Genomic DNA, 25,653 nt, shown 5'->3' with positions numbered 1-25,653 from the left:
TACCGAGTATATAATATTCGACAATTTTCGTTGATGCTTAAAACAGTTCAATCAATTTAAATACAAGGGTTTACTTAGTATTTTTTACCAATTTTCCCAAGTATCGCTAATGACAAAAATGGTGTCAGCCAAAAAGAAAGGATGAGATTATTGAAAAATAATTTAGTAATTGAGAAAACTAAAATAGATAAGACGTAGAAAAAAGGCTTATCCTGATCTTTCAGCCTGTCCGATACAAATGCACTCAACAACATAGAAACAAATACTGATGGCAAGCTTAAAAATATCAACCATAAGACTCCTAGATTTTGAAGTGTAATAAAGAAGCTTACGCAAAAATAAGGAAATGTAGTCTGTTCCATTCGTAGTTTTAAGATTAATTTAACAAAACAAAATATCTTATGTAATATTAAATTAAGCAATTTCCATAGAAAAGGACTTGCCAAGTGAAAAACAAGAGCGATCCCAAATGCTATAGGTAAGGTTATTGTAAAAATGAATTTCAAAATTAGCATTAATATAAAAGAGCCTATTAGACGTAATAGTCTCAATCTAGCTTTGATAGTTTTTCTGTGATTTCGATCTTCAATTTCTTCTAAAACTTGAAACTCTAACCAAATTTGTGAGACAAATTCCAGCTTTTCCAATACAGATTTAGGCTGAAGCCATCCATATCCAGCACACCCCAATATATTGAATAATTCTCGCAAATCTGTTTCTGTCCATTTTGGAGTTCCTTTACGAGTCAGTGCTAATACTATTTCTTCTTCTGAAAGATTTTGATCTTTTGCTAAACTAGCTGAATAGGGAACTTTCTTTTTCAGGAAAGTTGTTAAGTACACCCAAGATTCGTCATCAGAGTCCCCAGGCTGACGCTCTTCTAATTCCCAATCTAAGACCAAAAGTTTCAAAGTCTTATCTGCGCTTCCAGATAAAATCAAACGACCATCAGAACTCAAGTAAATTGATGTTACCGTTTCAGAATGCCCCTCAAATGTATGTACACATTTACCTGTTTCTGTGTCCCACAACTTGATTGTTCTATCTTTACTTCCAGAAAGAGCAAATCGACTATCAGAACTTAGACAAACTGCTGTGACTGAATTTTTGTGACCTCTAAATTCACGGCAATGGTTTGTTTGTAAATCCCAAAATCTTACTACATCGTCTTCACCTCCAGAAAGAAGATATTTCCTGTTCAAACTTATACAAATTGAGGTTACATTTGCTGGAATATGTCCAAACAAGGTAGCTACATGATTACCTGTTGCGACATCCCAAATTTTTAGTTGCCCCCTAGCTGATACAACATATCGATCATCAGGGCTGAGACAGACTGCATAAACCTCATTTTTATGTCCTTTATGAACACGGAGACAGCGACCTGTAGAAACCTCCCATAGTCTAAATGTCCAATCTTTACTTCCAGAAATAACATATTGACTATCTGATGTAATACATACTGACGTTACAGAGTCAGTGTGACCTTCAAAAGTTTGCAAACATTCTCCCGTTTCCACACTCCAGAATTTTAATGTTTTATCATCACTTCCCGATAAAACATACTTACCATTTGAGTTTAAGCAAATTGAATTTACAGAATCACTATGTTCCTCAAAGACTCGAATAATCTTACCAGTATTTAAATCCCAAAGTCTTATTTTATCATCACGACTAGCAGATAGAGCATATTGCCCGTCAGGTGTTAGGTAAACAGAAGTAACTATAGAATTTGAACCTAACAAATTAGCTATTTCCCATCCTCTTAAAAATGTCTTGCGAGGAAAATGTTTATAGAGAATAGTCCAAGCTTGAAATACTTTTTGACTGCTACCATGATCGGGTAAATTACGAAGTTTTCTCAAATGTTGAGCAAATTCTAAAGTATCTCCCCTAGATAATGCGTTTTCAGCTTGTTTAAATGTTTCTTCATAAAGTTTATTAATTGTAATAATGGTTTTAGTGTCAATTATTTTAGTCAATCTAATTGGGGCAAGTAGGTTTATCTTACCGTTGATTTGCCAGACTCCAAGTTGCCCATCCCAACTACCGGAAACAGCTAATTGATCATCTGAGGTCAAGTCTACAGACATAACAACTTCTGTATGTCCACTGAAAGTGTGTAAACAGCGTCCTGTGGGTAAATTCCATAGTCTTATTGTGTTGTCACTACTTCCAGATAATACAAACTGACTATCTGAACTAATACAAACTGATTGAACATTGTCATTATGCCCTATAAAAGTCAGCAAACAACGGCCTGTGTCGATGTCCCACAACTTTAGTGTTCCATCCCAACTACCAGATAAAGCTAATTTATTATCTAAACTTAGGGCGACTGAGCTAATACAAGACTCATGTCCTTCAAAAGTCTTGACGGACTCCCCTATTTCAATATCCCAGAGCTTGAGAGTGTGGTCATTAGTTCCTAATAAAATATAGCGGCTATCTTGGCTTAGACAGCCTGAATCACAGCCAATTTCTAAAGTATCTACCAGACTAGCTGTTTGGAAATTCCATAATTTAACATTTTCCTTACTGACTGATATCACATACTTGCCATCACCACTAATAGATACTGATTTGATATATGAACTAATAGATTCTGATTTGATATCTGAATTGTGATTTTTAAATGTGATTAGAGGGAAAAAATTATTTTTGATATCCCACAACTCTAAATTGGAATTTTGGCATAAACTACTATCTTGGCTTAATAAGACACACTTATCATCTGGGCTGAGACATCCGAATAAACTCAATTGATGTAATGTTTGATTACCAACAGATCGATGTAAAGTTCCTGTTTCTATATTTAAAATAAAAGCTTTGCCGATTGTATCTTTAAATCTTTCCCCAACTCTGCTATCTAATAAGCCTGTATTTGTGTACAGATACATAGTCCCCAAATAATTAGGTACGCAAAGAACAAATTGATTATCAGAACTTATGTCTACTTCCCATATTGGCACAGAAAATTCTGGATTACCTTGAAAGGCATTTTTGAGACGATTCGAGTTAGCTAATCTCTCTTGTGCTACTGCTAAGGCTTCTTGTACTTCCGACTCCTGGATTTTATCCTTTGAAATCTGATTCAAAGAATTAATCGCCGCCTTGCAATTATTCCGCTCTAAATGCACCAAAGCCAACAAATAATGAGCATTCCAATTCCCAAAATTTGCATCCCGTACTTTCTCCAAATCCTTGACTAAAATATCATCTGTAATTCGGCACCCTCTCCACAAAATCAAACCCCGATTGTAGGTCGATTCGGGATGCAGTGGGTTCACCTCTAACGCCTTATCCCACAGGTGCATCGCTTCTTCTACCTGTCCCAAATCCAACAGCGATACAGCACGGTTATTGAGGCTATCGGCAATGTCTTTACCTGTTTCTGGCTCAGGACGGGGGTAGACTTCACCCGTTTCCTGCTGATAAATGGCTTTCAGTGTATTTGCCACATCCAGCATTGTCCGAGGACGACGCTCTGAGTCTTCTCGTAAACACACCCACAGCAGTTCGGCTACACTTTGCGGCAAAGGTGGCGTATTCTCTTGCAGTGGTTCGCTTTCGATGATGTAGAACTCACGGGCATAAGCAACTTTAACTCCCACATTATCCCATCGCCTTCCTCCTTTAAACATTTCCAAAACTGACAACGCCCAACTGTATAAATCAGTCCGGCGAGTTAAAATAGAACCGTTAGCTTGTTCTGGAGAACGATAGGCTGGCGTACTACCACTACCATCTACCTGTAAGGTTTGGTCTGGTAATGCTTCTGTTACACTCACTACAACAGGTTTTCCCCTTGCCAAACCAAAATCCGTCACCTTGACTGTGCCATCAGCAGTCATCATCGTATTACCAGGCTTCACATCTTGATGAATTAACCCCTGTTCGTGGGAGTAATGCAATCCCCAAGCAAACTGAATTGCTATATCCAAAATTCGCCTGAATGACTCCGCCTGTCCCCCCTGATAAAGTCTAGGAATTTCTCCATCTTTGCTGTAAATCCAATCGTGTAGACTTCCTCCACCCACAAATTCGGCAAACACGCGGGGACTTTTGCCCAATTTGCGAACATAAAAGCAGGTGACAATATGGGGATGTAACCCCAGTTTTACCCAAGTTTCTGCCTCTCGGATAAAGTTTTCGACTTCCTTTTCTGTTAGTTTGTCTACTTTAGGAGTCTTGACCGCTAGACTAATATTCCAACCTGTGTGCAGAACTTTATAAACTTGACCAAAACCACCTTGACCAATATCAGCCTCAACATTGTACAAGTCAACTATCGACTGACCCACCTGCCACTGATCAGGAACGTTTGCTTCAGCTTGTTGGAGAGCCGATAAATCTACTGATAGCCCACTGTATAAGTTGGGTGTAGATGGTGCATTTTCTAATTCTGGCTCAAACATGGTTAGAGTTGGGGTAAGTGAGAAATAATTAACTAATGGTCAATTGCTCTATTTTTTTTGTCTATCTATCGTTATCCTTTAATTCTGATTTCTCTAACAAAATCTTAATTGCTTTTACAGCAATACCTAAAGGTGCAAACACTACAATTAGTGCATCTATGCTTATCTCGGTAATTATCTTGTGTACCTTGGGACTTTGTGTTAATTCTTCTAATGCGCGTATCCCAGCTTGATGTATTTTTTCCCTAATTTGGGGATTATAGTCTCCACTTTTTTGCAATATTTCTAAAGCATCAGAAGGATTAGAAGTTGGGTGCGATATCAGCAAATCTTGTAATTCTACGTCCGACTTACCAATTTGCTTTAATACCGATCTCACCGCTTCCCGACGAAGGCGATCATCGTTATCAATCTCACCGCGAAATATTTGTTCATACAAATCCGGTAGCCCTAATTGATCTAGATTATCAGCTAGAGGGGAATTAATCGGCTCTAGGATAGCTTGTAAGAGATATTCAGGTAAGACGAGGTTATTTTCCTTACTTTCAGCAATTTCCGCCGCCCGTTGAAAAGCTTGTTTGGATTCTTCGCTACGATGGATTTCTGAGCGAGGATGGGTGACGGGGTTGGGGTTGATTATGAGCGATCGCAACTGACGGCGTAACTGTTTGGGATCAACATCATGCAATCTCTGGACAAGTCCCTGAATTTCTGCTTCAAGTTCAGGAATGGGGCGATCGCACAGTTTACACAAACCCAGCAGTAAATGACTGGGGCTAATTTCTTCAGCACCGGACTGTATTGCCTCTTGAGCCGCAATTTCCCAAGTCAGAGTTAAACTTTTAGATAGTTCTGTCATAACTAATATTAATAGAGATTTAATCCTACTCTAAATTATAGAATACTTGCTCAAGCTATCTGCAAATCTAACAAAAGTATGGAAACACAACCCAAGGAAATTAGGCGTTATGTTGCATCCGATGGAAAAATACCTTTTGATCAATGGTTTAATCGTTTGCGCGATCGCAAAAGTATAGAATAGACTTACGACTCTAAACCAACTAAACCCAAATAAATTGGACTCAGAAACTCCCGTTTTACAAGAATTATTATCTAACCCAAAAAAAGAAGGATAAAATACAAAATATGCTTGAATTACCTGCATGATCATTTAGTCCGCGCAGGCGGACTTTGTTTGTGTAGCCGCGAATTCTATTTGCCCAAAACTATTCGCCCAAAACTATTCTATTCTATTCACCCCAAACAAAAAGGGTTTATTTATTTATTTATGCTCCGTATTCAATTGTTGTTCTAATTTTTGACTAGCTATCGACATCCCATAACAAAACACCCAATACAAAATCCCAACGAAAATATAAACCTCTAAATGACGTCCTAAAAACTTAGGGTTGGCTAAAATAGATCGACTCATTCCTAATAATTCCATTAATCCCACAATTGACAGTAAGGTTGTATCTTGGAATAGGCTAATAAACTGACCGACAATTGAAGGAATTGCCACTTTTAAGGCCTGGGGTAAAACAATTAAACTCACCGTTAAAGGTGTATTTAATCCCAATGCTTTGGCGGCTTCAGTTTGACCTCTGGGAATACCTTGTAACCCTCCTCGGATGTTCTCCGCTAAATAGGCTGAACTAAACATAGTTAATCCAATAATAGCGCGTAAAATGCGATCGGGTCGCGCTCCTTCGGGGAGAAATAAAGGCAGTAAAATTTGACCCATAAATAGAATAGTAATTAAGGGTAATCCTCGAATTACTTCAATATAAACCGTTGATAAAATTCTGATTACAGGTAAACTACTTTGTCGTCCTAATGCTAATAATATTCCGATGGGAAAACATAATAAAATACTAATAATTGACATCAATAATGTCAACATCAGTCCTCCCCATAAGTTGGTTTCGACTACTTTTAATCCCAGTCCACCGCCAATCAACCAAACACAAATTAATAGTAATAAAAACCAAGAAAATGGCAACCACTCTCCCAGTTTTGGTTGAGTATTTCCAATGGTTTTACCCCCCCAAGCACCCGCTACCAATAATAATAGCATCACAATTAATAGCAGACGAAAAACTATTGGAGTGGGAGTAATAACCGCTAAAATTCCGATTAAACTAATCCCAATTAAGATATTTTTACTAAATAAAATTCTAGTATTTCTAGCTAAAAATCCCCAGGTTATCCCAGAAAAAATCGCAATCATTCCTAACATTATCCACAATCGCCAATATTGATCCGAGGGAAAACGTCCGACAAAATATAGGGGTAAGTTAGCCGGAATTACAGCCCATTTAGCAGTAGTAAAAGCCCAAGAGATAAACCCCGTTAGCATTGATAATAACAGGGAACCAATTCCAATCGTAATTAGGATATTATACCAAGTATTAAATAAGTTTTTTTGTAACCATTCCTTTGTGCTTAAAGCAATGGTTTCAGGCGGTTGATGGCTGGGCGGGGATTGTATAGAATTCATTGTATATTAGATCTTGTATTTTGGGTTTTTATTATAGCGGTATAGGGGAAAATATACCACTATAATAAAAATATACTCTTGAAAATCTAAGCCTGAGAAGCGCGTAATTGTCCACAAGCTGCATCCGCTTCTAAACCCCTGGAATATCTCACACTCACAGCAATTTTACGCTCTTTTAATATATCCATAAAATCATTAATTCCTTGGGTATTCGGTCGTTTATAATCGACTTCGTGAATCGGATTATAGGGAATCAAATTAACATGACTTTGAAATCCTCTTAACTGACTTGCTAATTCTATAGCGTGTTCGGGTAAATCATTTAATCCCGCTAAAAGGACATATTCAAAACTAATTCTTCTTCCCGTTAATTTAACATACTCTCGACATTCTGCAAATAATTGGGATAGGGGATAATTTTTGGCGCTGGGAATTAATTCTTCTCTAATATTTTGATAGGAAGCGTGTAAACTCACGGCTAAAGTTACTTGTAAATCATATTCTGCAAATTCCCGAATTTTTCCCCGTAAACCAACCGTAGAAACGGTGATCATTCGTTGTCCAATTCCCACATCTTGATTCAAGGATTTAATCGCCGCAATCACGTTTTCTGTATTTAATAAAGGTTCTCCCATTCCCATAAATACAATATTACTAACTCGTCGTTGGAAATCCTCTTGGACTGTTAACACTTGGTCTATAATTTCATGGGGTTCTAAATTGCGAGTAAAGCCGCCTTTTCCCGTCGCACAAAAATCACACCCCATCGGACAACCAACTTGGGAAGAAACACAAACCGTTAAGCGTTTTTCGCTAGGAATTCCCACCGCTTCAATAATTTGACCATCGGCTAATTTTAATAAATATTTAATGGTTTTATCAGGAGCGATCGCTTTATAATGAATACTAGAACGACCAATATTAACATCCCCAACTGTCTCCCGCCATTGTTTAGAAAATACCGTAATTTCCCCTAGGGATTTTGCGCCTTTGTGATAAATCCAATCATATAATTGCTTCCCTCGATAAGCAGGTTGTCCCTGCTGTTTTACCCAGTCGGTGAGTTGTTCTAAAGATAACCCTAGTAGGGGAATTGATGCGGAGTTTGTAGTAGTAATCATAACAGTTAATAATAACCAGTATAGGAAAATTAGACAGAAATAGATCAGATATTATATCTGATCTTGTAATATTTGTTCGGCTGTTAGTTCCAGATTAGGAAAAGTTTTTGATTGAATTTGAGCACCTCCAGTAAACTCCAAGCTATCATACCATTCATCAACTAATGTCAGAATTGTGACTTGATTTTCCAAAGGATCAACTATCCAATATTCAGAAATTTCCAAAACACTATATTCCGCTTTTTTGGCGCGGTAATCCGTTCGTTTAGTAGACTCACTCACCACTTCAACAATTAATAAAGGTACGGGTTGATTCAGTGTAATCACCGCTTCTTTATTTTGTAATTCTCGCCATTGTTCTAGTGGTAAAATAACAACATCAGGAATTCTAACTGTATCCCATCTTCCCCCACGGGGAGATTGAATACCAATAATCATTTGTTTAGAAACCCACGCTTGTTGATTGCGTTGGATTTCTGCTCGAAACACGCTGTTAAGAAAATCAGCAATTTCTCCGTGTTTTCCTGTTCCTAAACTCATGGGAATTAGTTCTCCGTTAACCAGTTCATAGCAAGTATCTGTACCATCGTTGTAATTGAGATATTCAGCTAGGTTTAGGGGTTTTGTGGTTAATTCAGACTTTACAGTTACCATAAAAGATTGTAATATGGATATGACTCATACAATTATGACATATTTTGACAATGACTGATCAACATATTCTACAAGAAACCTTCGATTCCCTTCCCAAATTAGATTATATTCCCTTATTAGATGCTATTCTAAAAGAACTTAAAACAACAACTACCCCTATTTTTCAACTTTCTCCCGATCGAAATCGTCTCCTAATTCGTGCTTATGATTTCGCCTATAAAATAGCAACTGAAAATAAAACCCTCAATCCCTTAACCCAAACCACTGGAATTCGCGCCGCCACCGTTAATTTTGAAGATACTGCTAAATTCTGTGATAAAATTAGACAAATTCAACAGTTATTAAAAGAAAAATTAAATCTAGCTTGTCAACCCGAATCTCCTGAAAATATCCTAGTTAAGATTTGTAGCGATTTGGGAGAATTTAATCAGGAAAAAGATTCCCTTCCCTTCAACTATGATTTTAGCAAACAACCCCCATTTACCTCCAAACGCCTAACCCTTGAAAATAGTTTTACCCCCAATCGTAGCAGTGGAAGTCATGCAAATATTAAAGCACATCATTTTAATATTCGGTTTACAGGATTAGCAGATTTTCAAGACAATTTATGCGCATATATTCGACATCATATTAATACTATTACCGATGAAAATTCATCAGAAAGACAGGATCTCAATGGGTTATTGAATGAACTATCAGATCGACCCGACTCTAGTTTAAATAACCTCAGAAGCATTATCGATCAAGAAGCGTTACCTCGTCTTTTACGCGATCTGAAAATCGACTATTTAGAGTATCTCAAAAAAGGATGGCAAAAAACTCATTCTAACGCAAATTCTCCTGATTTAATGCTATTACAAACCTTAATTAATCGCTTAAAAATAGTGATTGAATATATCAATGATCCCAATTTAGATAACGCCCATTATGACATTACTTATTTAGGAGAAACCGTTAATCTCAGAACCGTATTTTCTCAATCCGATGCGTTTGATAGTTTACCCATTATTCCTAATTATGAAGGAGTAATTGGTGAAAGTTATAACCGCAATAGTAATAATTTCAAAGAATTTAATTTGGGAATCCGTTTAAAGCTGAATGGTTCAGTTAGTGCTTATAATGAAAAATCTTCCTTAGATTATCATATCGCAGAAATCGATCCCACCAGTCCGCGACATCGAGAAGATTTACAAAATTCTAACAAAGCAAAAAGTTTTAAAACTAGAGTTTTAAAAAACGTTTGTTTGTATTATCTGATTTTTGCGATTGATGAAACAGGAAACACACCCGACGAAGAATATAACCCTATTGTTCAATTTGAACAGGAAGTTTTAAGAGGTTTTCAGTCCAATCAAACCAACCCAGAAGCAATTACTCAACTCTTATCGACCATCAAAAATAAAATTGCTGATTCTGCTTGGGAAGTCAATCGCAAAGTCAATCGTTTAAAATCATTTTTGAAAGATTTTTTAATCCAAAAAACAGTTTTAAATTATGAACAAAAAACAGTTAAATTGCGTTTACACAAGGATATTCTTCACCAAAAACCGATAGATATTATTAATAGTCAAAACTTTTTTAAAATTAACCTAGAAGATGATGATACCAGTCGTTCACGCTCATCAGCGAGGGAAGCATTAGCTTATTTAAAAGTCGGAGAAAATCAACTAAGTCAAGACTCTTTAGCATCTTTAGAAGTAACTTTTACCTTTGATGATGTTCGTTATTTTACCGTAGAGGAAGAACAGAAATTTGCTCTCAGGTATAATATTGATGGGATTAAAGCACTACCTGTGGTGTTTTATCCGATCCGAGAATTAAACGCTGAAGACATAAAAAAACCAGGCGAAAAATTCAAACCTCTTTCTCTATACGAGGAACATTTTAAAGAGAAAAAACTAATAGCAATTTATTATAATATTACCAAGCTGAGAGCAACTATATTTAAAGATAATCAATCTCCTGAAGCAAGAATTTATCGCCAAGTCTTTAGTTTATTAACCTATTTGTGTATTAGCGTTTGTCAAAATCCCCTCAAAGACCAAAATTTGTTTATTCCTATCTTACGATTTCATGTACAAAGTACTATTGATGATAGCGAAGATGAGAAATATTTAAGGACTTTAACTCGATCTTTAGCACATATTTTAAGACGAGATTGTTTAGCAAATGATCAGGGATTAAATACTAAGAATAGGGAGGATAAAGGTTTTAACTATCGAGTTAGAAATGCTTTATCTTCCCTCTATTCCCTACTTCCCAAACGGTTTAAATTTAATAGTGATTTTAAACCACAATTAGATAAATTAGCAATTGTTGTTGTTTCCAGTTGGGTGAGTGATGCGGTTTGGAATGAACCGGATAAAAACCAACGAATTTCTAATATTTACGGTGAGATTGTTTTAATTGAAACAGATACCGATAAACCCGATGTCATTCAAATCAATAACTTTAAAACCTTTTCTAGTAACGAAAAGCATGAACAATTGTATCAACAACCAACCGTAATTCGAGATGAAATCACTAAATTATATGAAGAAAAAGGATACCGACACTTCTTATATGTTGCGAAAGCACCCTACAGTAGACGTTTAGGATTAATTCGCTCAGAATCTGACCCAGATTCCCTATTTTTTATGTCGGAAACGGTGATTAAATACCTCAAAGATGGAAAATCTGATCTCAAACTTTATCCGATTTTTATGGATACCTATCCTGCTTTGAATTTAAAAACTAAAAATCAAGAATCTTTCTATATTCCCGATGTAGAAGAATTGAAAAAACTCTCTAATGATCCCAGTCAAAGGACTAAAGTATTTTTAAATTTGTTTACCGGAGTTACGGTTGATCAAAACCGAACCTTTTTTAATAGTGTAGTTTGCTATAGCACCCTGTTAAATATGTATGATGATGAACATACAAGAGATGTGATTTCAGGATTATTAGATGATTCTTCTCCTCTCCAAAAAACGATTTTAAACTATATTCTCTTGTTTCATTTTTCCCGTTATGAAAAAAGCTATAATAAAAATACTAATATCGTCTTAAAATTAAATCCTTATAGTAAACTCATCGGAGATCAAGGATTAGGAACACTTTCAAACTTTACTTACTCCCCCAAAAATATTAATTTTAATACTTTAGCATTTTTAACCGTTGTTAGAAGTGCGATCTATGATTCATAAACTATCAATAATTGAGGAATAATCAATGAAATCTTCATTGGGAATACAACTCGGAATACAATTAGGTCGAATCTTTGAAATTGGGTTTAATTTAGGAATTTTAACCTATTTTAAACAAAGACAATTTAAACAATCCTATCAGGATATTTATGTCACTCCCCTAAGTCAGATTTATCTATATAAAATTAGTGAAAAATTAGCGAATGAAAATCATTATTTTGATCGATCAGATCGCCAAACGATTTCGACTTGGGTGAAATTGTTTTTGCAAAAAGGTTGGACTTCCGGGGTGACTTTTATTCGAGAATATAGGGAAGCAACGGGATGGAAATATGATCGAGAAATTGAGATTGTCTATTTTCAGTGCGATTTTTATAATGATAACTGTCTTAATCTGATCGAAAAGACTGAAAATGATGCTTATCGAGATGTTTTAGAAACTCAAGGGTTTAATAATGTTGATATTATTCACTATAAACGCACAGGAGAGTTTTTAAGAGCAGATACGTTATTATTGACTCGCTATCGTGATCAATATCGAATTTTAGTGGTAGATTTATCAACTTTTACTACTTCTGCGATCTATGCGATTCAGGATATTAAAAATATTGATACTCTGAAAAATTTATTAAAAAAAGAGTTGAATTATATTCGCTCAAAATCTCAATTTTGTGGGTTAGAAATTGATATGGGAGAGAAAAATAACTATCAGGTTTTTTCTCAAAAGTTATACCAATATTTTTCTGCTTTTTCGACCAAAGATAAAGAAGGGGTAAAAGTTGTTCAATCTTGTAGTTATGCTTGGAGTTTTTATAATTTTTTGTTACAAAGTCGTTATTTAAAATCTAGTGATATCGTAAAATTTAACTGTTTTGGATATAGCGATCGCCTGATTAATGGAATTTCTCTGAATTCAGAATCATCATTAAAGATTTTAAAAACTTGTTATGATATCTACCGAGGTAAAGTAGAAGTCAATATTAAAGAAAACCGACTAAAGGTTTTGAATGTGATCAAAAGTAATGGGTCAAAAAGTTTTAAAAATGCTGGTGATTTTGTTAGAAAAATTATTGAAGCACAACCTAATCAAATTACCTCTATTGCTCATCAAGAAGTCTTAAAAGTTGGGGAATCAGACTTTTTTAATACTGCTGATAATATTCCTGAAACCTTACAGCGATCGCTTAATTTAACCCAACCAAACTTATCTCTAAGAGATGCTCATGCTGAGTTAATTCAGCGATCGCTCTCCGACCCCAAAATCCCCTATTTATTCCTAACTGGAAACCCAGGAATTGGTAAAACCACAGCTATTGCTAACTATATTTTACAGCATTTAGAAGCAGGAACACTATTATTTTATGTCAGTCCTCGGATTCAAGTAAATCGGGATATTATCGAAAAATTTTGCGACCCTGTTACCCATAAATTAAAAGATCACATTATTTGTTTAAATACCAATGCGATAATTTTAAATGATCAAAAAGGCGGTTGTGCGGTTGAATCTTATTATCATCTATTTTCCGAAGATGTACAAATCGGAAAAGTTAAGTTTTTAAATGCTAGTTTAGAGCGAGATTATCAGTATAAATCCTCTCAACGATTTGGGCGAAATTCCGAAGAAGTTTTAGAAGTAAAACCGCGAAATCAAGCGGGAGTTTTAGCGAGTTTATCGGAAGCAATTCATACTTGTTTTATTCATCCCGATCAATTTCCTAATAATATTATTGCGACCGCATCAATTCAAGCGTTAAAAGAAACAAGATCAGGAAATACCTTAAAACATTTAAAACGAATTTTTAGCAGTGTTTATAATTCTTCTACCCGTCGTGTCATTCCTGAAAAAATCAAAGCATTATCGCAACGGTTGAGAAATATTTTTATTATGATTGATGAAATTACCGGATCATCAGAAGGGGTTGCTTTTTTACATGGAATTAAAACTTTTATCGAAGAATACGACTTATTAAATCCTGATTATGGGTTTAATATTAAAGTGATTACTGCGGATGCTTCTTTAACCCTAAAAGATGTTGTTGAAAGTCATTTATCCGATCAAAACGTCCAAGCAGATAAAATTTTTGTTCGACAGGTTTCCGAAACCCAACAACAGTGTTTATGGGTGGATCAGTTTAAATTTTTAAATCAATACCCAGCAACTTTAATTAATGCAAATTCCTATCCCGCTTCCCAATTAACAATAGATTATCAGGTTTTGATTCACTCAGTAAATGACCAAGAGAATAACGAAGATGATTCAACGTTAATTAATCAAATGATCGATAGGATTAAAACCGATATTTTGCAACGGTTAAATCAAAATCAAGGTCAAATTATTGTCTATATTCAAAATAAGGATAAACTCAAAAAACTAATAGATCTAATTGCGAAGCAACTCCCTACGTTTGAAGTAAAAAAAGATTATTTAGAAATTCATGCGAGTCTTTCCGAGGATGAAATCGCCAACATTCAAAAATATAAGGATAGCGTTAATGTCATTTTTATGACTGCTTCCGCATCTCGCGGTTTATCCTTCCCGAATACCCGATATATTTTAGTAGAAATTCCAGGGTTTCAAATCGAACAAAATTTAATGGAAATTATTCAAGTTATCTATAGAGGTCGCGGGGGAAATTTAGATCAAGGGGAAAAATTCATTAAGTTTTATCTATCGGATAAAGCAATCTATTTTACCCCTAAAGTTGATCAAGATAATCACCCTTTATCTCCAGCACAATCTCAGGAATTAGCCAAAATTTCTTTACAAGAATCCTGTTTAAGTGCGTTGAATATTCTGATTATTTTAAAAGCATCAATTATGACTCGAATTGTGGGATTGGGTCAAATTGGATTTCAAAGTTATGTAATGATTCCGATTGGGGGAAAGTCGATTAAACAAGGAGGAGATAGTTTTTTAGGGTCAATGGTAACTCTATATCAGGAAGTCCAAAAAGAGTCTAAAAAGCGTCGTCAAGATCAACGCTTAAAGGAGATTTCCCAACGGTTATTAAATTTATTATCTGCTCAAAAAATAGAAATTTATCGTCCTCCTGTCACCTCTAAAACTCAACAGGAAGTTTCTTATTTATCTTTGGGATGGGAAATTTTATCTAAATTGGAAAAAAGTTTAGATCAATTTTTGGATCTTCCCCCATTAGAAAAAACCTATGTGCGCGGAAGTTTATTGATTATTCCGTTATCAGAAAAAACGGTTAGGGAAATTAATTATATTGATTTATCTCGGATTTTTACTTTAGAAAATAGCGATTTTCTTCAACAACTCTGGGGTTTAGCAAAGGGAAATTACCCCAAACAAATTAAGACACTGGTTGCTTCTGCTTTGGAATTAGTCTACAGTTTAGGGGAGGTTAAAGAGCGATCGCAACAAGTAATACAAACTTCTAAAAGTTGCGATCGCTATTATGCGTTTCCCATTCAAACTTTTTTAACTTTTACCGAATTAGAGGAGTATTTTTTAAGCGATCACAAATTGTTACCTCCATCCTTTCAGGATATTTTAAGACGCTTAGTTTATTTTCTCGCTTCTGCGGATAATATTCTACCTGCTGATGGTAATTATAAAAATCTTCCCTATGTGGTTTTTAATACTAACTCGATGGACAAACTGGGTAAAAATTTATTTAATGAAAATCAACTGTTTCACTCTAAAGAAATGAATATTTTAAACTTAATTTTGTCTCAAAGTGATTGACAATCCCAAAGACTTATGATATAACGATTAAAAATCGAACTTTCTCCAAGAAATGCTAACAATCAATTTTTCACAAACCCTTTAAATCCGAAACAGTAAGATAACCATGATTCAACAAATTACTATTAAAAACTTTAAATCCATTGATCAATTGAAACTTCCACTGGGAAGGGTAACGGTTTTGATTGGTGAAAATGGTTGTGGAAAAACGAATATTTTGGAAGCGATCGCATTAAGTTCAGCCGCAGCAAGTGATAAACTCGATCATGAGTTTTTAGCATCCAGAGGAATTAGAATAACGGAACCTCAATTCATGCGATCCGCTTTTAATTCTGATGATCTTAACAAAGAAATTGAAACATCTTTCCAGTTTCAAAACGATAAGATTATTACCTATAATTTACAACATGATGGTAAACCCTACTCTAGTTGGGTTAGTAAGATTTCTGAAATTTCAAAGGAAATCCCTGAAATTGAGAGGATGAGCGAGGGAATTTATCTAGCTTATGAACAAAATACCGATATTTTTTCAAGTTTATCAGAAGCAGATTTTGTTCAACAAAGCGTAAAACGGTATATTATCGAAAATCCTGATAATTTAACTTTAAAAAACTTTTTGATTTTTTCTCCAGAGAACTCAAGTTTACGAATTTTTAAAGAAGAAGGTCAAATCCAACCTTTGGGAATTCATGGAGAAGGATTATTGAAACTATTAACGGTTTTAAATGCAGAAAAAAATCAAGAAAAAATTCAAGAGATAAAAGAAAAAATGCAGCTTATAGATTGGTTTAAGGATTTCAGTATTCCTGATGAATTATCGCCGAATGAAAAAACTATTAAAATAGCTGATCGATACTTTTCAGGAAAACAAAAATACTTGGATCAAAATAGTTCTAATGAAGGATTTTTATTTTTACTATTCTATTTTTGCCTGTTTATCAGTGATAATACCCCTAAATTTTTTGCAGTCAATGATATTGATACTTCCCTAAACTTTAAATTGGTACGTAGATTGGTTCAAGAATTCGTACAGTTAGCAAAAAAATATGAGCGACAAGTTATTTTTACCACTCATAATCCTGCTATCTTAGATGGATTAGATTTGGAGGATGATGAGCAAAGACTTTTTGTAATTTCCCGTAATCAATTAGGTTATACTAAAGCCAGAAGGATTTTATCTCCAAAACCTCTGGAGGGACAGGAACCTGTGAGATTATCAGAAGCATTTTTACGCGGTTATATTGGGGGACTACCTAAAAATTTTTAGTTATGACTACTTTTACTTTTGGATTAATTACTGAAGGACTCCAACTAAGTTTGGGGCTTATTCTTATTAACTAAAAACTCGCGTAACCGAATTAAATTGAGAGTTTGACCTAAATTCAAAGGTAATATAGAAATCCCTTCTAAACGAGATTGTACCCAACCTTCTCCCCAATACCACTCATGAAATCCATCAATTCCCTGACTTAATAATAGTCTTAAACAATTAGGTTGGCTGACATCAACATAATGTTGAATTGTCACCGGGCCAAGGGAAGTGGTAAAGGTTAATCCTGGTTGGAATTGTTCAGGAAGTCCGGGGTTAAACTGTTGGGGCCATAACCATTTTTGCAACTGACTCGGACGTAATAAACTATCTCGAATATCAGCTTCTTTGGCGTTGACTTCAATACGGAGGCTACTGTGTTGAAACGTACCAAGCATAATAATTTTACTTTAATAACGGTATGTTTTTTTATTGTAACATTGGTTATGAAAAATCTGGGTAATTAGATCAAAAATTTTAGTTTCTATACACTTCCCGTCTATGACCTACTTCAACAATTAGAACAATGAGAAGGTCATCTTCAATTTGATAAATGATTCTATAATCGCCTGCTCGTAAACGTAACAATCCTTTTCTTCCTTGTAAGGCTTTTATCCCAAAAGGTCTAGGATTAATTGATAAAGCGTCAATTTTGGGTTGAAGCTGTTCTTGAACAAGTTGAGGCAAAGCCTTGAATTGACGCTGGGCTTTTTTAGAAAACTGTATTCTGTACATCGACACTTAATCCAGTCCGGCTTTAATATCTTCCCAAGAAACGGTTCCTTCTGTTTCTGCTGATAATAGTCCCTCTAATCCATCAATTGTATCTAACAAGTCTTCCAATTTTTCCACTTCAATCACAATCAATTGCTGGGAACTAATTTTTTCTAAAAGTTCAGGAACAGAAACTTCTAAACTTTCTGCAACAGACTGAACCCCTAACCAAACTTCATCATTGAGAATTAACGGATCACAACTGGGAAAGGAATTACTAATTTTTTGACTCATAATAATTTGGGTCTAAATTATCTGTAATTATAGATTTAACGGTTTTGCTGGTCACAACTGACGCAATTATTATCATTTATTATATCAAATCAAAATCAATTTTGACTGACCCCTAACACCTGATCCCAGAAAAAATTAAAATGGGAGCAGGTACAAATTGTTAAAAATTGTAAGCATGGCAGATCAACTGATTCGGGCAACGGCGGCAGAGGGCGGAATTCGGGCTGTAGGCGTGATTACCACCCGTTTGACGGAAGAAGCCAGACAACGACACAAACTCTCCTATGTGGCAACCGCAGCCCTAGGACGCACCATGGCCGCCGGGTTGCTCTTGGTATCGAGTATGAAACGGGCCACATCCAGAGTCAATATCCGCATCAACGGCGATGGGCCATTGGATGGGGTTTTGGTGGATGCGGGGTTAAATGGGACTGTCCGGGGTTATGTGGGCAACCCCGATGTGGAATTACCGCCCAATTCCCAGGGCAAATTGGATGTCGGTGGGGCTGTGGGCCAGAATGGTTATGTGCGAGTGGTGCGAGATGTGGGTTATGGCTATCCCTATACCAGCACAGTTGAATTAGTTTCTGGTGAAATTGGTGATGATATTACTAACTATTTAGCTAATTCTGAACAGACACCTTCGGCTTTAATCTTAGGGGTATTTGTTGATAAACAAGGAGTGCAAGCGGCGGGGGGTTTATTATTACAAGTATTACCAAAAGCCGCAACGGATGAAGAATTAATTACTAAATTAGAATCCCGGGTTGCTAGTTTATCTGGGTTTACTCCTTTATTGAGAGCCAATAAAACCTTACCGGATATTTTGCAAGAATTATTAGGAGATATAGGATTAGTAATTTTACCCGAATCTCAATTAGTTCGCTTTGATTGTAGTTGTTCTTTTGAACGGGTATTAGGGGCTTTAAAAATGTTCGGGACGGAAGAACTTCAAGATATGATTGAAAAAGATAACGGTGCGGAAGCAAAATGTGAATTTTGCGGGGAAATGTATCAGGCTAATTCCGATCATCTCCACCAACTGATTGAAGATTTACGCATAAAACCAGAACCGGAAGAAGTGCGGAAAAATTCGATTTTATTTTAAAAATGTTTCCTACACATTCTCCGGTAGAGACGTTCCATGCAACGTCTCTACTACTTATTTTATAGCTGATTTAAGCCGTGGCTTGTTGGGGGAAAAGTTGGCTGAGATTTTGACGGGATAATGGTTTAACCCAGGATAACCAATTGGCTACGGGTTGAAAACCAACGGATTCATAGAGTTTAGTTGCTCCGGTCAAACTATCGGCATCTACGCTCAGTTTTGCGGTAGTTGCTCCGGCTTTTTGGAGTTGGGATAAACCGGAAAAAAGCATAGCTTTTCCTAGGCCTAATTTCCGAAATCCTCGTCGGGTTCCTAACCATTCGATCCAACCGATTTGATCAGAATTTAACTGACATTTACAGAAGGCTGCAAAGTTGCCATTGGGGGCAATGGTAACTAAATCTAATTCCGGTTGATAGTTGGGTTGATTGTGCCAATATTGGGCTTGTTCCAGGGTTAATTCATGATGATCCCAATGGTCAATAAAGGACTCATTAAATAAATCTACCCAAGCCGAAATATCTTGTTTTCCTTGAATATGAGATAACCTAAAATCCGAAGGAAGTTGGGGAATAGATAAGGGAGATTCTAAGGATTTCGCCATGGTAATAAACTGACGATCAACTTTAAATCCTTGTTTTTTCAGGAGTTGATTTTGTTGGCTTTGATTTTCTAAAGTATAGGTTCGTAGTTGTACCATTTGTTGTTTTTGTTGTCCGATTTCTCGCAGGCGAGTTTCACACCAGCGCAACATTTCTTTTCCTAAATTGCTAGATCGGATACTCGGATGAATATATAGACCAAAATATCCATCAATTACCAGTTTAGAGGCTAGGGGTTCAATGCCAATTAACCCTAAAAGTTGATCCTCTGTGTCTGTCCACAGACGGATATCTTGTTGGGGATTAACATTAGGAGAAGATAGACCTAATTTTAAGTCGGCTAAACTTTCATCTTCGCTAAGATGATCAACGGTTTGACAGGCTTTAAATAAATTAGCGATCGCCGACCAATCTTTTTGACCTTCGTAGGATTTAATCATTAAGGTATTCATAATCAACTGTTCCGAATATTCGGAGGATTTTGACTTAATCTTGAACTGAAAAATTTGTAGCAAAAACTTGAGGTTGTTGTAGGAATACAACCTTTGATTCTTTTCCATTAATATTAATAACGGAAAGTTTTAAACTAAACCTAAGTGTCGCTGGAAACATCTCAATATTGAGGTTTACCGACTTCAATTGATATAGTTCTAGGGTTAAAAATTAATTCTGATGATAAAACTCTGCCCTGTGTGGGTAACACAGTAATAGTCAGGTTTTATCGAGTTAGACACTCATAAAAATGGGTTAATAAATTAATTAAATTTTGTTCTCTTAATCAACTTTATATACAGGTTAAATGGGTGTTGCCAGTTCGACCACTGGCCCTTGGAAAGTCACCAAACCCGATACAAAAGTCGCGATAATTAGACTAAAAAAGTGTTGTCCCGCTAGGTAAAGAAGAATTTCACCCCCAATGAGGTTTGATTTTGCTCTCCTCTGAGACCCGACAAAGACAGGCTGGATGATTCCATTTGAGAGCGAGAGACTGAGTACAGGTATTTGTATCTCAATCATAGCTTATTACCCCAATCGGTTGTCAAGGTTTCCCAGGTTAAACTTTGGTTATGCTTTTGTAGTGAGGCGTTTACGCCTCAAAGCTTGTAGTGAGGCGTTGACGCCTCAAATCTTGTAGTGAGGCGTTGACGCCTCAAAGCCCTGAAGGGCTTACTACGTTGGGATTAATTCTTAATGCGATAATCTGGGTGGTTTGTAAACTCATAAAGTTATTATCACTAATTAGAATTAGCGATCGCCCACCTTCGGGTAAGGGAGAACCCCAAGTTAATCCTTCAATATTATCGATCAAAATATTTAAACTGTTTAAATTGAGTAATAACGTTTTTTCTGCGGGTACAATTTCTGAATTTGCTAGTTTTATACTCTCCAATTCTTGAATATTATCCGCTTGTTCTAAATTAACTAAAAATAATTTAATCGTATATCCTAAACCCAAGGAAAAAGACCGTTCTAAACTAATTAAATGCTCCTGATCAATTGCCAATAAATCAACTAAACCCTGTCTATCATACTGTTCTGCAATAAAAGAAGAATTAGCCAAGGGATCGGTAAAATATAAAAACTCTCGATCAGGTTGATTGGTTTGTAAATTATATCGCAAAATTCGACTAGGAGTTCCCCGATCTAAATTCGCTATTTCTCCATCCTGAATTAAGGCATTTTCACTAGCTGTAAACAAATAGTTTTTATCGGGCGTTATGGTTAAACTTTCTAAGGATAAATTAGAACGAACCCCTTGATTTTTACTCCAATTTTTATCTCTAAATTTCTCAGGAATAGGTAAAGAACGTAATAGTTTACCCTGCAAAGAAAACTCCTTAATAAAATCTAGAATATTCCCATAAAAATTCCCTTCCGAAGCAATAAAGACACTATTTCCAGAAAAAGCAATTCCTTCAGGATCAAGACTATCTTTAGTAAAGGTTTCTCCGGTTTCTGTTAATAACTGAGTCACACCAATTACACTTACCTCTGTTTCTGGGAGGGAACCGGAACTTAAATCAATATTCAGGGTGTAAAATCGAGCTTTATTTTTATTGCTGGAGTCATCGGATATGGCGTAGTAAACCTGTTGTTCAGGGTTATAGGTAATTCCTGATAAACCGCCGACTTCTGTATTATTATAGAGTAATCCTGTGGGTAAATTAGCTTGTCCCATAAAGTCAATAATCGTTGAAATTGCCACACTAGAAGTGCTGAAGATAAAAAATAAAGTCAAGATTAAAATTACCTCAAAAATTGATAAAAAAATTCGCATTTAATTGACCTATACTTTGATTTTTGCGAGATAATCTAAGGGTTATAAAATCAATATCTAAACCAAACTAAAAAACTAAATCTAATCATTAAGAAATTCCGTTAACCATTCTTTAATATGAAATGTAGCCCGACAGTCATCCTCATTATATTGAACAATGGCATCTAATAAACTGCGATCGCCTGTTTTTAACCATTGTTCGTACCAACAAACAGATTGAGCACCATTAGCTGTCGGATCACGCCATTCAAACCCCAGCCATTTCGCCACGGGTTTCAGGGCATAACTTTCCACCGGAAGGGTCACAGTTTCTATCATTTTAGCATGAAGATCAATAAATCGGTTTAATACAGGTTTCCACAAATAATCAGGGGTATGATAGACCATAGCTAATCTTTTAATGGTCTTAGGTTCATAGTCACAAAAATGAAAAATAGGGGCGATAGGATACATCCAAACCAATTCTAAAAACTGTTTCCAAATTAATTCTTCTTGGGTCTGATTTTCTGCTAAAAATGGATAAAATTTTTGTTGATTTGAACGGTGATCGATGACCAATATTCCATGAAGATAATCCAAGTTTAATTCTGGTTGGGCTTCAATATCAAAATAAATTTCAACGGGAAATTTTTTTAATTTATTTTGATAATTGTCTTGAAAATTTTTAATCCATTCGCTAGAATTAAAATGTTTTTCAAAACTGATAAATTCTTCCCAACGTTTAATGGCTTTATTATCTGAATTTGACTCAGCTTGCTTAATAATTTGTAAGGCAATTCCTTCAGCAAATTCGGGATAAACTTCTAATTGTTCTGGGGTGGCTTTAGCTAAGGTTTGAACAGTGGTTAAATTAATTTCTTGTAACCGCAAATAACGAGTTGGAGTCACCCCTGGAATTAAAGAAATATGATTTTGCGATCGCGCCACATCCAAACAATAACTATGCCATTGACATAAATTACATTTTTGTCTAGCAATAAAAACCTCCGGTTCTTGACGAGATAAAACCATGTTTAAATAATTATTTAAAACATCGTGCATTTTCGGAAGACGTTGTTCTAAATCAACTGAATAAGGCGCTTTACCGCGTAAAATCAACCAACTTGTTTCCGGCTGTATTCCTTGAATATCTGCTAATAAATAAGCATGAAACGCAGAAATAATTTGATAATCAAGTTTAGGACGTTTTCCTAATTTAATATCTTGAGAAACATAAACCCAATCACCAAATTTAGAAAATCCAGGTTGTTTCACTAATAATTCAGGACTACTAAGTAATTTAATTTCAATTATTTGATTAGATTCTGATAAATTATCCCTATTCCCTAAAATTTCAGATTGATTAATTACCTCTATTTTTAACAAAATCCCTTGATAAATTCGCTCAACTCCTTGCTGCATTAACTCTATGGTTTGTTTCGCGCCTAAGTCCCAATTTCCAAAAAAATAACTCAGTTTAGAATAGGGATATTGAGATAAAATATATTTCTGATAAGCCGAACTATCGCGGATCAATTTCAGTAAAAAATCACTGGGAGGATCTTGTTGAGAAATATCGCCATAACGGTCTAAAAATGCCCGCCTCTGACAGCGTTGATAAAGTAACAGTTGTTTATCGGTGATTAACATGATTCTTTAGTGTCAATGATTAATTGTACATCAGATATCCTATTCAGATTAAACTAATTAGAGTAGAGACGTTCCATGGAACGTCTCTACTTAACGAAAAATAACTAACCTTCAATATTATGACAATTTCTTCCCTAAAAACCCATCGCCAACAGTTTCCCGCTTTAACCAATAAAGCCTATTTTAATTATGGCGGACAAGGGCCATTAGCACAAATATCCATGGATGCTATTTTTGAAGGGTATAAATATATGCAATCCCATGGCCCTTTTTCGGGGAAAGTCAACCAATGGCAAAACCAAGAAACCCAATTAACTCGTCATTTACTGGCTACGGAATTAGGAATCTCACCGGAAACCCTCACCTTCACCGAAAATGTTACTGTAGGCTGTAATATTGCCCTCTGGGGAATTGATTGGCAACCCGGAGATCATCTGTTAATTTCCGATTGTGAACACCCAGGAATTTTAGCAATTATTCAAGAAATTCAACGTCGTTTTCATCTGGAAGTTTCATTTTTTCCCTTAAGAGAAACCTTAAACCAAAGCGATCCCGTAGGGATGATTTCTGAATATTTAAAACCCCATACTCGTCTATTAGTGATCAGTCATATTTTATGGAATACGGGTCAAGTATTGCCCTTGACAGAAATTGTTAATCTTTGCCACAATAATTATAACACAAAAGTATTAGTAGATGCGGCTCAATCCGTAGGAGTTTTACCCCTCAACTTAACAGAAACCGGGGTTGATTTTTATGCCTTTACGGGTCATAAATGGTTTTGTGGGCCAGATGGATTAGGGGGGTTATATGTTAGTACCCAATCTCGATCAGAATTATCCCCAACCTTTATCGGATGGCGCAGTATTATCGGTGATGAACAGGGAAAACCTATCTCTTGGACACCGGATGGAAAACGCTATGAAGTGGCAACTTCCGCCTATCCATTATATGCGGCTTTACGCCATGCGATCGCTCTCCATCATCAATGGGGAACGGCAATAGAACGTTATCAACAAATTTGTCAAAATAGTCAATATTTATGGCAAAAATTATCAGAAATTCCTCAAATTCAATGTTTAAAAACCTCTCCCCCGGAAGCGGGTTTAGTTTCCTTTCAACTCACTAATGGAAAATCCCATAAATCCTTAGTCAATACTTTAGAAAATCAAGGCATTTTCCTGAGAACTCTCCTCGATCCTAATTGCGTTAGAGCTTGTGTTCATTACTTTACCCTCTCCTCAGAAATTGATCAACTTATAGACGCCATTAACCAGTTTATTGCTGTTTCTTAAACCTCCAGGGTGCGTCACTATCAAAGAAACCGGGTTTCTGCTTAAAGACTGTTGGGGAAAACTAGATATTGATAGAAACCCGGTTTCTGACTTTTGGGGCGATTCAGTTGCGGATGATAAGTTATAATAGAAGCCAAAGTCAGCCCAAAAATCAACTTGAACAAAAATAATAACTCAAAATGGTAACTACCTATCGTTTAAAAGCTAGTGAACTCGATCAGAGCTTTTTAGAAAGATTAAAAGCCACTTATGGAGATCAAGAAATAGAAATCAGTGTTTCTAACTTAACAACACAACTAGAAGCAATGGCAAACGATCCATTCATTCAAGCTGAGATTCAGCAAATAGAACAGGAATTTAAAATTACTGAAATGGATGGTTTAAGTGATTTATGACCATTCGAAGAGGCGAGATTTATTTTGTTAATCTTAATCCTGTTCAGGGACGAGAACAAGCAGGACAAAGACCTGTGTTAATTTTATCAATTGATTCTATTAACCAACTACCCTTAGTTATTACTGTAATTGTAGGCACAAAGGGTGAAAATATCACCCGTGATTTTCCCACTAATGTGCGTGTTTCTTCTTCAGAAAGTGGATTGCCAATAGAGACTGTTTTTTTATGTTTTCAAATCCGTTCTTTAGATAAAACTCGTTTTCCTGATTCTCCATCGGGACGAATTTCTGAAACTAAAATGGTAGAAATTGAGACAGCAATTCGTTATTGTTTAGGGTTATAGAATATTAGTCTTACGGATGACCAAAGAAACCGGGTTTCTTTTGGGATGAGGAACACTCCCAAGAAGAAGAACGTTTTTTACTTCTGGGCATAAAC

General features: G+C 35.7%; 18 protein-coding genes. 7 read left to right on the top strand and 11 right to left on the bottom strand.

Going from position 1 to position 25,653, the window contains the following annotated elements; translation table 11 throughout:
* Positions 1-74: 74 nt before the first annotated feature.
* From NMG86_RS19485 to NMG86_RS19465, 5 genes are all read right to left on the bottom strand, one after another.
* A complete protein-coding gene (locus NMG86_RS19485; RefSeq protein ID WP_026796307.1) occupies positions 75-4,418 on the bottom strand; it encodes a serine/threonine-protein kinase in 4,344 nt (1,447 codons plus the stop codon).
* Positions 4,419-4,479: 61 nt separating this feature from the next.
* Positions 4,480-5,277, bottom strand: coding sequence for a Clp protease N-terminal domain-containing protein (locus NMG86_RS19480; RefSeq protein ID WP_026796306.1), 798 nt, complete (start codon positions 5,275-5,277; stop codon positions 4,480-4,482).
* 423 nt (positions 5,278-5,700) lie between these two features.
* The gene (locus NMG86_RS19475; protein ID WP_026796305.1) at positions 5,701-6,918 is read right to left on the bottom strand and encodes an amino acid ABC transporter permease; all 1,218 of its coding nucleotides are present in this window, start codon (positions 6,916-6,918) and stop codon (positions 5,701-5,703) included.
* 86 nt (positions 6,919-7,004) lie between these two features.
* Positions 7,005-8,039, bottom strand: a complete 1,035-nt coding sequence (gene rlmN / locus NMG86_RS19470) for a dual-specificity RNA methyltransferase RlmN (protein WP_043939078.1) — start codon at positions 8,037-8,039, stop codon at positions 7,005-7,007.
* A gap of 51 nt (positions 8,040-8,090) precedes the next feature.
* Positions 8,091-8,693 carry a Uma2 family endonuclease gene (locus NMG86_RS19465; protein ID WP_026796303.1) on the bottom strand — a complete coding sequence of 201 codons (603 nt, stop codon included), beginning with the start codon at positions 8,691-8,693 and terminating at the stop codon, positions 8,091-8,093.
* A 50-nt stretch (positions 8,694-8,743) separates the two neighbouring features.
* On the opposite strand from NMG86_RS19465, the gene NMG86_RS19460 reads away from it, so the two are divergent.
* The 3 genes from NMG86_RS19460 to NMG86_RS19450 all read left to right on the top strand — a co-directional run bounded on the left by NMG86_RS19460 (position 8,744) and on the right by NMG86_RS19450 (position 16,857).
* The gene (locus tag NMG86_RS19460; RefSeq protein ID WP_026796302.1) at positions 8,744-11,878 is read left to right on the top strand and encodes a hypothetical protein; all 3,135 of its coding nucleotides are present in this window, start codon (positions 8,744-8,746) and stop codon (positions 11,876-11,878) included.
* A 25-nt stretch (positions 11,879-11,903) separates the two neighbouring features.
* Complete coding sequence (locus NMG86_RS19455; RefSeq protein WP_043939079.1) at positions 11,904-15,590, top strand: helicase-related protein; 3,687 nt, start codon at positions 11,904-11,906, stop codon at positions 15,588-15,590.
* 106 nt (positions 15,591-15,696) lie between these two features.
* The gene (locus tag NMG86_RS19450) at positions 15,697-16,857 is read left to right on the top strand and encodes an AAA family ATPase (RefSeq protein WP_026796300.1); all 1,161 of its coding nucleotides are present in this window, start codon (positions 15,697-15,699) and stop codon (positions 16,855-16,857) included.
* Between the two features lie 44 nt (positions 16,858-16,901).
* Here the strand turns inward: NMG86_RS19450 and NMG86_RS19445 are convergent, their stop codons facing one another.
* The 3 genes from NMG86_RS19445 to NMG86_RS19435 form a co-directional block, all read right to left on the bottom strand.
* Positions 16,902-17,297, bottom strand: a complete 396-nt coding sequence (locus tag NMG86_RS19445; protein WP_026785534.1) for a hypothetical protein — start codon at positions 17,295-17,297, stop codon at positions 16,902-16,904.
* 79 nt (positions 17,298-17,376) lie between these two features.
* The gene (locus tag NMG86_RS19440; RefSeq protein ID WP_026785535.1) at positions 17,377-17,634 is read right to left on the bottom strand and encodes a type II toxin-antitoxin system RelE family toxin; all 258 of its coding nucleotides are present in this window, start codon (positions 17,632-17,634) and stop codon (positions 17,377-17,379) included.
* A gap of 6 nt (positions 17,635-17,640) precedes the next feature.
* A complete protein-coding gene (locus NMG86_RS19435; protein ID WP_051319731.1) occupies positions 17,641-17,907 on the bottom strand; it encodes a hypothetical protein in 267 nt (88 codons plus the stop codon).
* A gap of 175 nt (positions 17,908-18,082) precedes the next feature.
* On the opposite strand from NMG86_RS19435, the gene hslO reads away from it, so the two are divergent.
* Positions 18,083-19,015 (top strand): Hsp33 family molecular chaperone HslO, encoded by a 933-nt coding sequence (gene hslO / locus NMG86_RS19430; protein WP_026795847.1) that lies wholly within the window; start codon positions 18,083-18,085, stop codon positions 19,013-19,015.
* Positions 19,016-19,085: 70 nt separating this feature from the next.
* Here the strand turns inward: hslO and NMG86_RS19425 are convergent, their stop codons facing one another.
* The 3 genes from NMG86_RS19425 to NMG86_RS19415 form a co-directional block, all read right to left on the bottom strand.
* Positions 19,086-20,069 (bottom strand): GNAT family N-acetyltransferase, encoded by a 984-nt coding sequence (locus tag NMG86_RS19425; RefSeq protein ID WP_042153801.1) that lies wholly within the window; start codon positions 20,067-20,069, stop codon positions 19,086-19,088.
* A gap of 698 nt (positions 20,070-20,767) precedes the next feature.
* Positions 20,768-21,895, bottom strand: coding sequence for an esterase-like activity of phytase family protein (locus NMG86_RS19420; RefSeq protein WP_026796298.1), 1,128 nt, complete (start codon positions 21,893-21,895; stop codon positions 20,768-20,770).
* Positions 21,896-21,976: 81 nt separating this feature from the next.
* Entirely contained in the window at positions 21,977-23,524 is a 1,548-nt protein-coding gene (locus NMG86_RS19415) for a TM0106 family RecB-like putative nuclease (protein ID WP_026796297.1), read from the bottom strand.
* 119 nt (positions 23,525-23,643) lie between these two features.
* Between NMG86_RS19415 and NMG86_RS19410 the strand changes: the two genes are divergently transcribed.
* From NMG86_RS19410 to NMG86_RS19400, 3 genes are all read left to right on the top strand, one after another.
* On the top strand, positions 23,644-24,819 hold the full coding sequence (locus NMG86_RS19410) for an aminotransferase class V-fold PLP-dependent enzyme (protein WP_026785540.1): 1,176 nt from the start codon (positions 23,644-23,646) through the stop codon (positions 24,817-24,819).
* Positions 24,820-24,998: 179 nt separating this feature from the next.
* Positions 24,999-25,214 carry a hypothetical protein gene (locus NMG86_RS19405; protein WP_026785541.1) on the top strand — a complete coding sequence of 72 codons (216 nt, stop codon included), beginning with the start codon at positions 24,999-25,001 and terminating at the stop codon, positions 25,212-25,214.
* Positions 25,211-25,558 carry a type II toxin-antitoxin system PemK/MazF family toxin gene (locus NMG86_RS19400; protein ID WP_026785542.1) on the top strand — a complete coding sequence of 116 codons (348 nt, stop codon included), beginning with the start codon at positions 25,211-25,213 and terminating at the stop codon, positions 25,556-25,558. The genes NMG86_RS19405 and NMG86_RS19400 overlap by 4 nt, the downstream gene beginning before the upstream one ends.
* Positions 25,559-25,653 lie beyond the last annotated feature (95 nt).

The sequence above is a fragment of the Planktothrix rubescens CCAP 1459/22 genome (assembly GCA_904830895.1).
In the GTDB taxonomy this organism is placed as follows: domain Bacteria; phylum Cyanobacteriota; class Cyanobacteriia; order Cyanobacteriales; family Microcoleaceae; genus Planktothrix; species Planktothrix agardhii.
Note: the sequence above shows the minus strand (reverse complement) of the source record. Positions and strands in the feature narration are given on the sequence as shown.

Coding starts and splice junctions, on each gene's coding strand:
- NMG86_RS19455 (WP_043939079.1), top strand. CDS start 11,904: ATGAAATCTTCATTGGGAATACAACTCGGAATACAATTAGGTCGAATC.
- NMG86_RS19450 (WP_026796300.1), top strand. CDS start 15,697: ATGATTCAACAAATTACTATTAAAAACTTTAAATCCATTGATCAATTG.
- NMG86_RS19425 (WP_042153801.1), bottom strand. CDS start 20,069: ATGAATACCTTAATGATTAAATCCTACGAAGGTCAAAAAGATTGGTCG.
- NMG86_RS19485 (WP_026796307.1), bottom strand. CDS start 4,418: ATGTTTGAGCCAGAATTAGAAAATGCACCATCTACACCCAACTTATAC.
- NMG86_RS19435 (WP_051319731.1), bottom strand. CDS start 17,907: ATGAGTCAAAAAATTAGTAATTCCTTTCCCAGTTGTGATCCGTTAATT.
- NMG86_RS19465 (WP_026796303.1), bottom strand. CDS start 8,693: ATGGTAACTGTAAAGTCTGAATTAACCACAAAACCCCTAAACCTAGCT.
- hslO (WP_026795847.1), top strand. CDS start 18,083: ATGGCAGATCAACTGATTCGGGCAACGGCGGCAGAGGGCGGAATTCGG.
- rlmN (WP_043939078.1), bottom strand. CDS start 8,039: ATGATTACTACTACAAACTCCGCATCAATTCCCCTACTAGGGTTATCT.
- NMG86_RS19400 (WP_026785542.1), top strand. CDS start 25,211: ATGACCATTCGAAGAGGCGAGATTTATTTTGTTAATCTTAATCCTGTT.
- NMG86_RS19415 (WP_026796297.1), bottom strand. CDS start 23,524: ATGTTAATCACCGATAAACAACTGTTACTTTATCAACGCTGTCAGAGG.
- NMG86_RS19445 (WP_026785534.1), bottom strand. CDS start 17,297: ATGCTTGGTACGTTTCAACACAGTAGCCTCCGTATTGAAGTCAACGCC.
- NMG86_RS19420 (WP_026796298.1), bottom strand. CDS start 21,895: ATGCGAATTTTTTTATCAATTTTTGAGGTAATTTTAATCTTGACTTTA.
- NMG86_RS19440 (WP_026785535.1), bottom strand. CDS start 17,634: ATGTACAGAATACAGTTTTCTAAAAAAGCCCAGCGTCAATTCAAGGCT.
- NMG86_RS19475 (WP_026796305.1), bottom strand. CDS start 6,918: ATGAATTCTATACAATCCCCGCCCAGCCATCAACCGCCTGAAACCATT.
- NMG86_RS19410 (WP_026785540.1), top strand. CDS start 23,644: ATGACAATTTCTTCCCTAAAAACCCATCGCCAACAGTTTCCCGCTTTA.
- NMG86_RS19480 (WP_026796306.1), bottom strand. CDS start 5,277: ATGACAGAACTATCTAAAAGTTTAACTCTGACTTGGGAAATTGCGGCT.
- NMG86_RS19405 (WP_026785541.1), top strand. CDS start 24,999: ATGGTAACTACCTATCGTTTAAAAGCTAGTGAACTCGATCAGAGCTTT.
- NMG86_RS19460 (WP_026796302.1), top strand. CDS start 8,744: ATGACTGATCAACATATTCTACAAGAAACCTTCGATTCCCTTCCCAAA.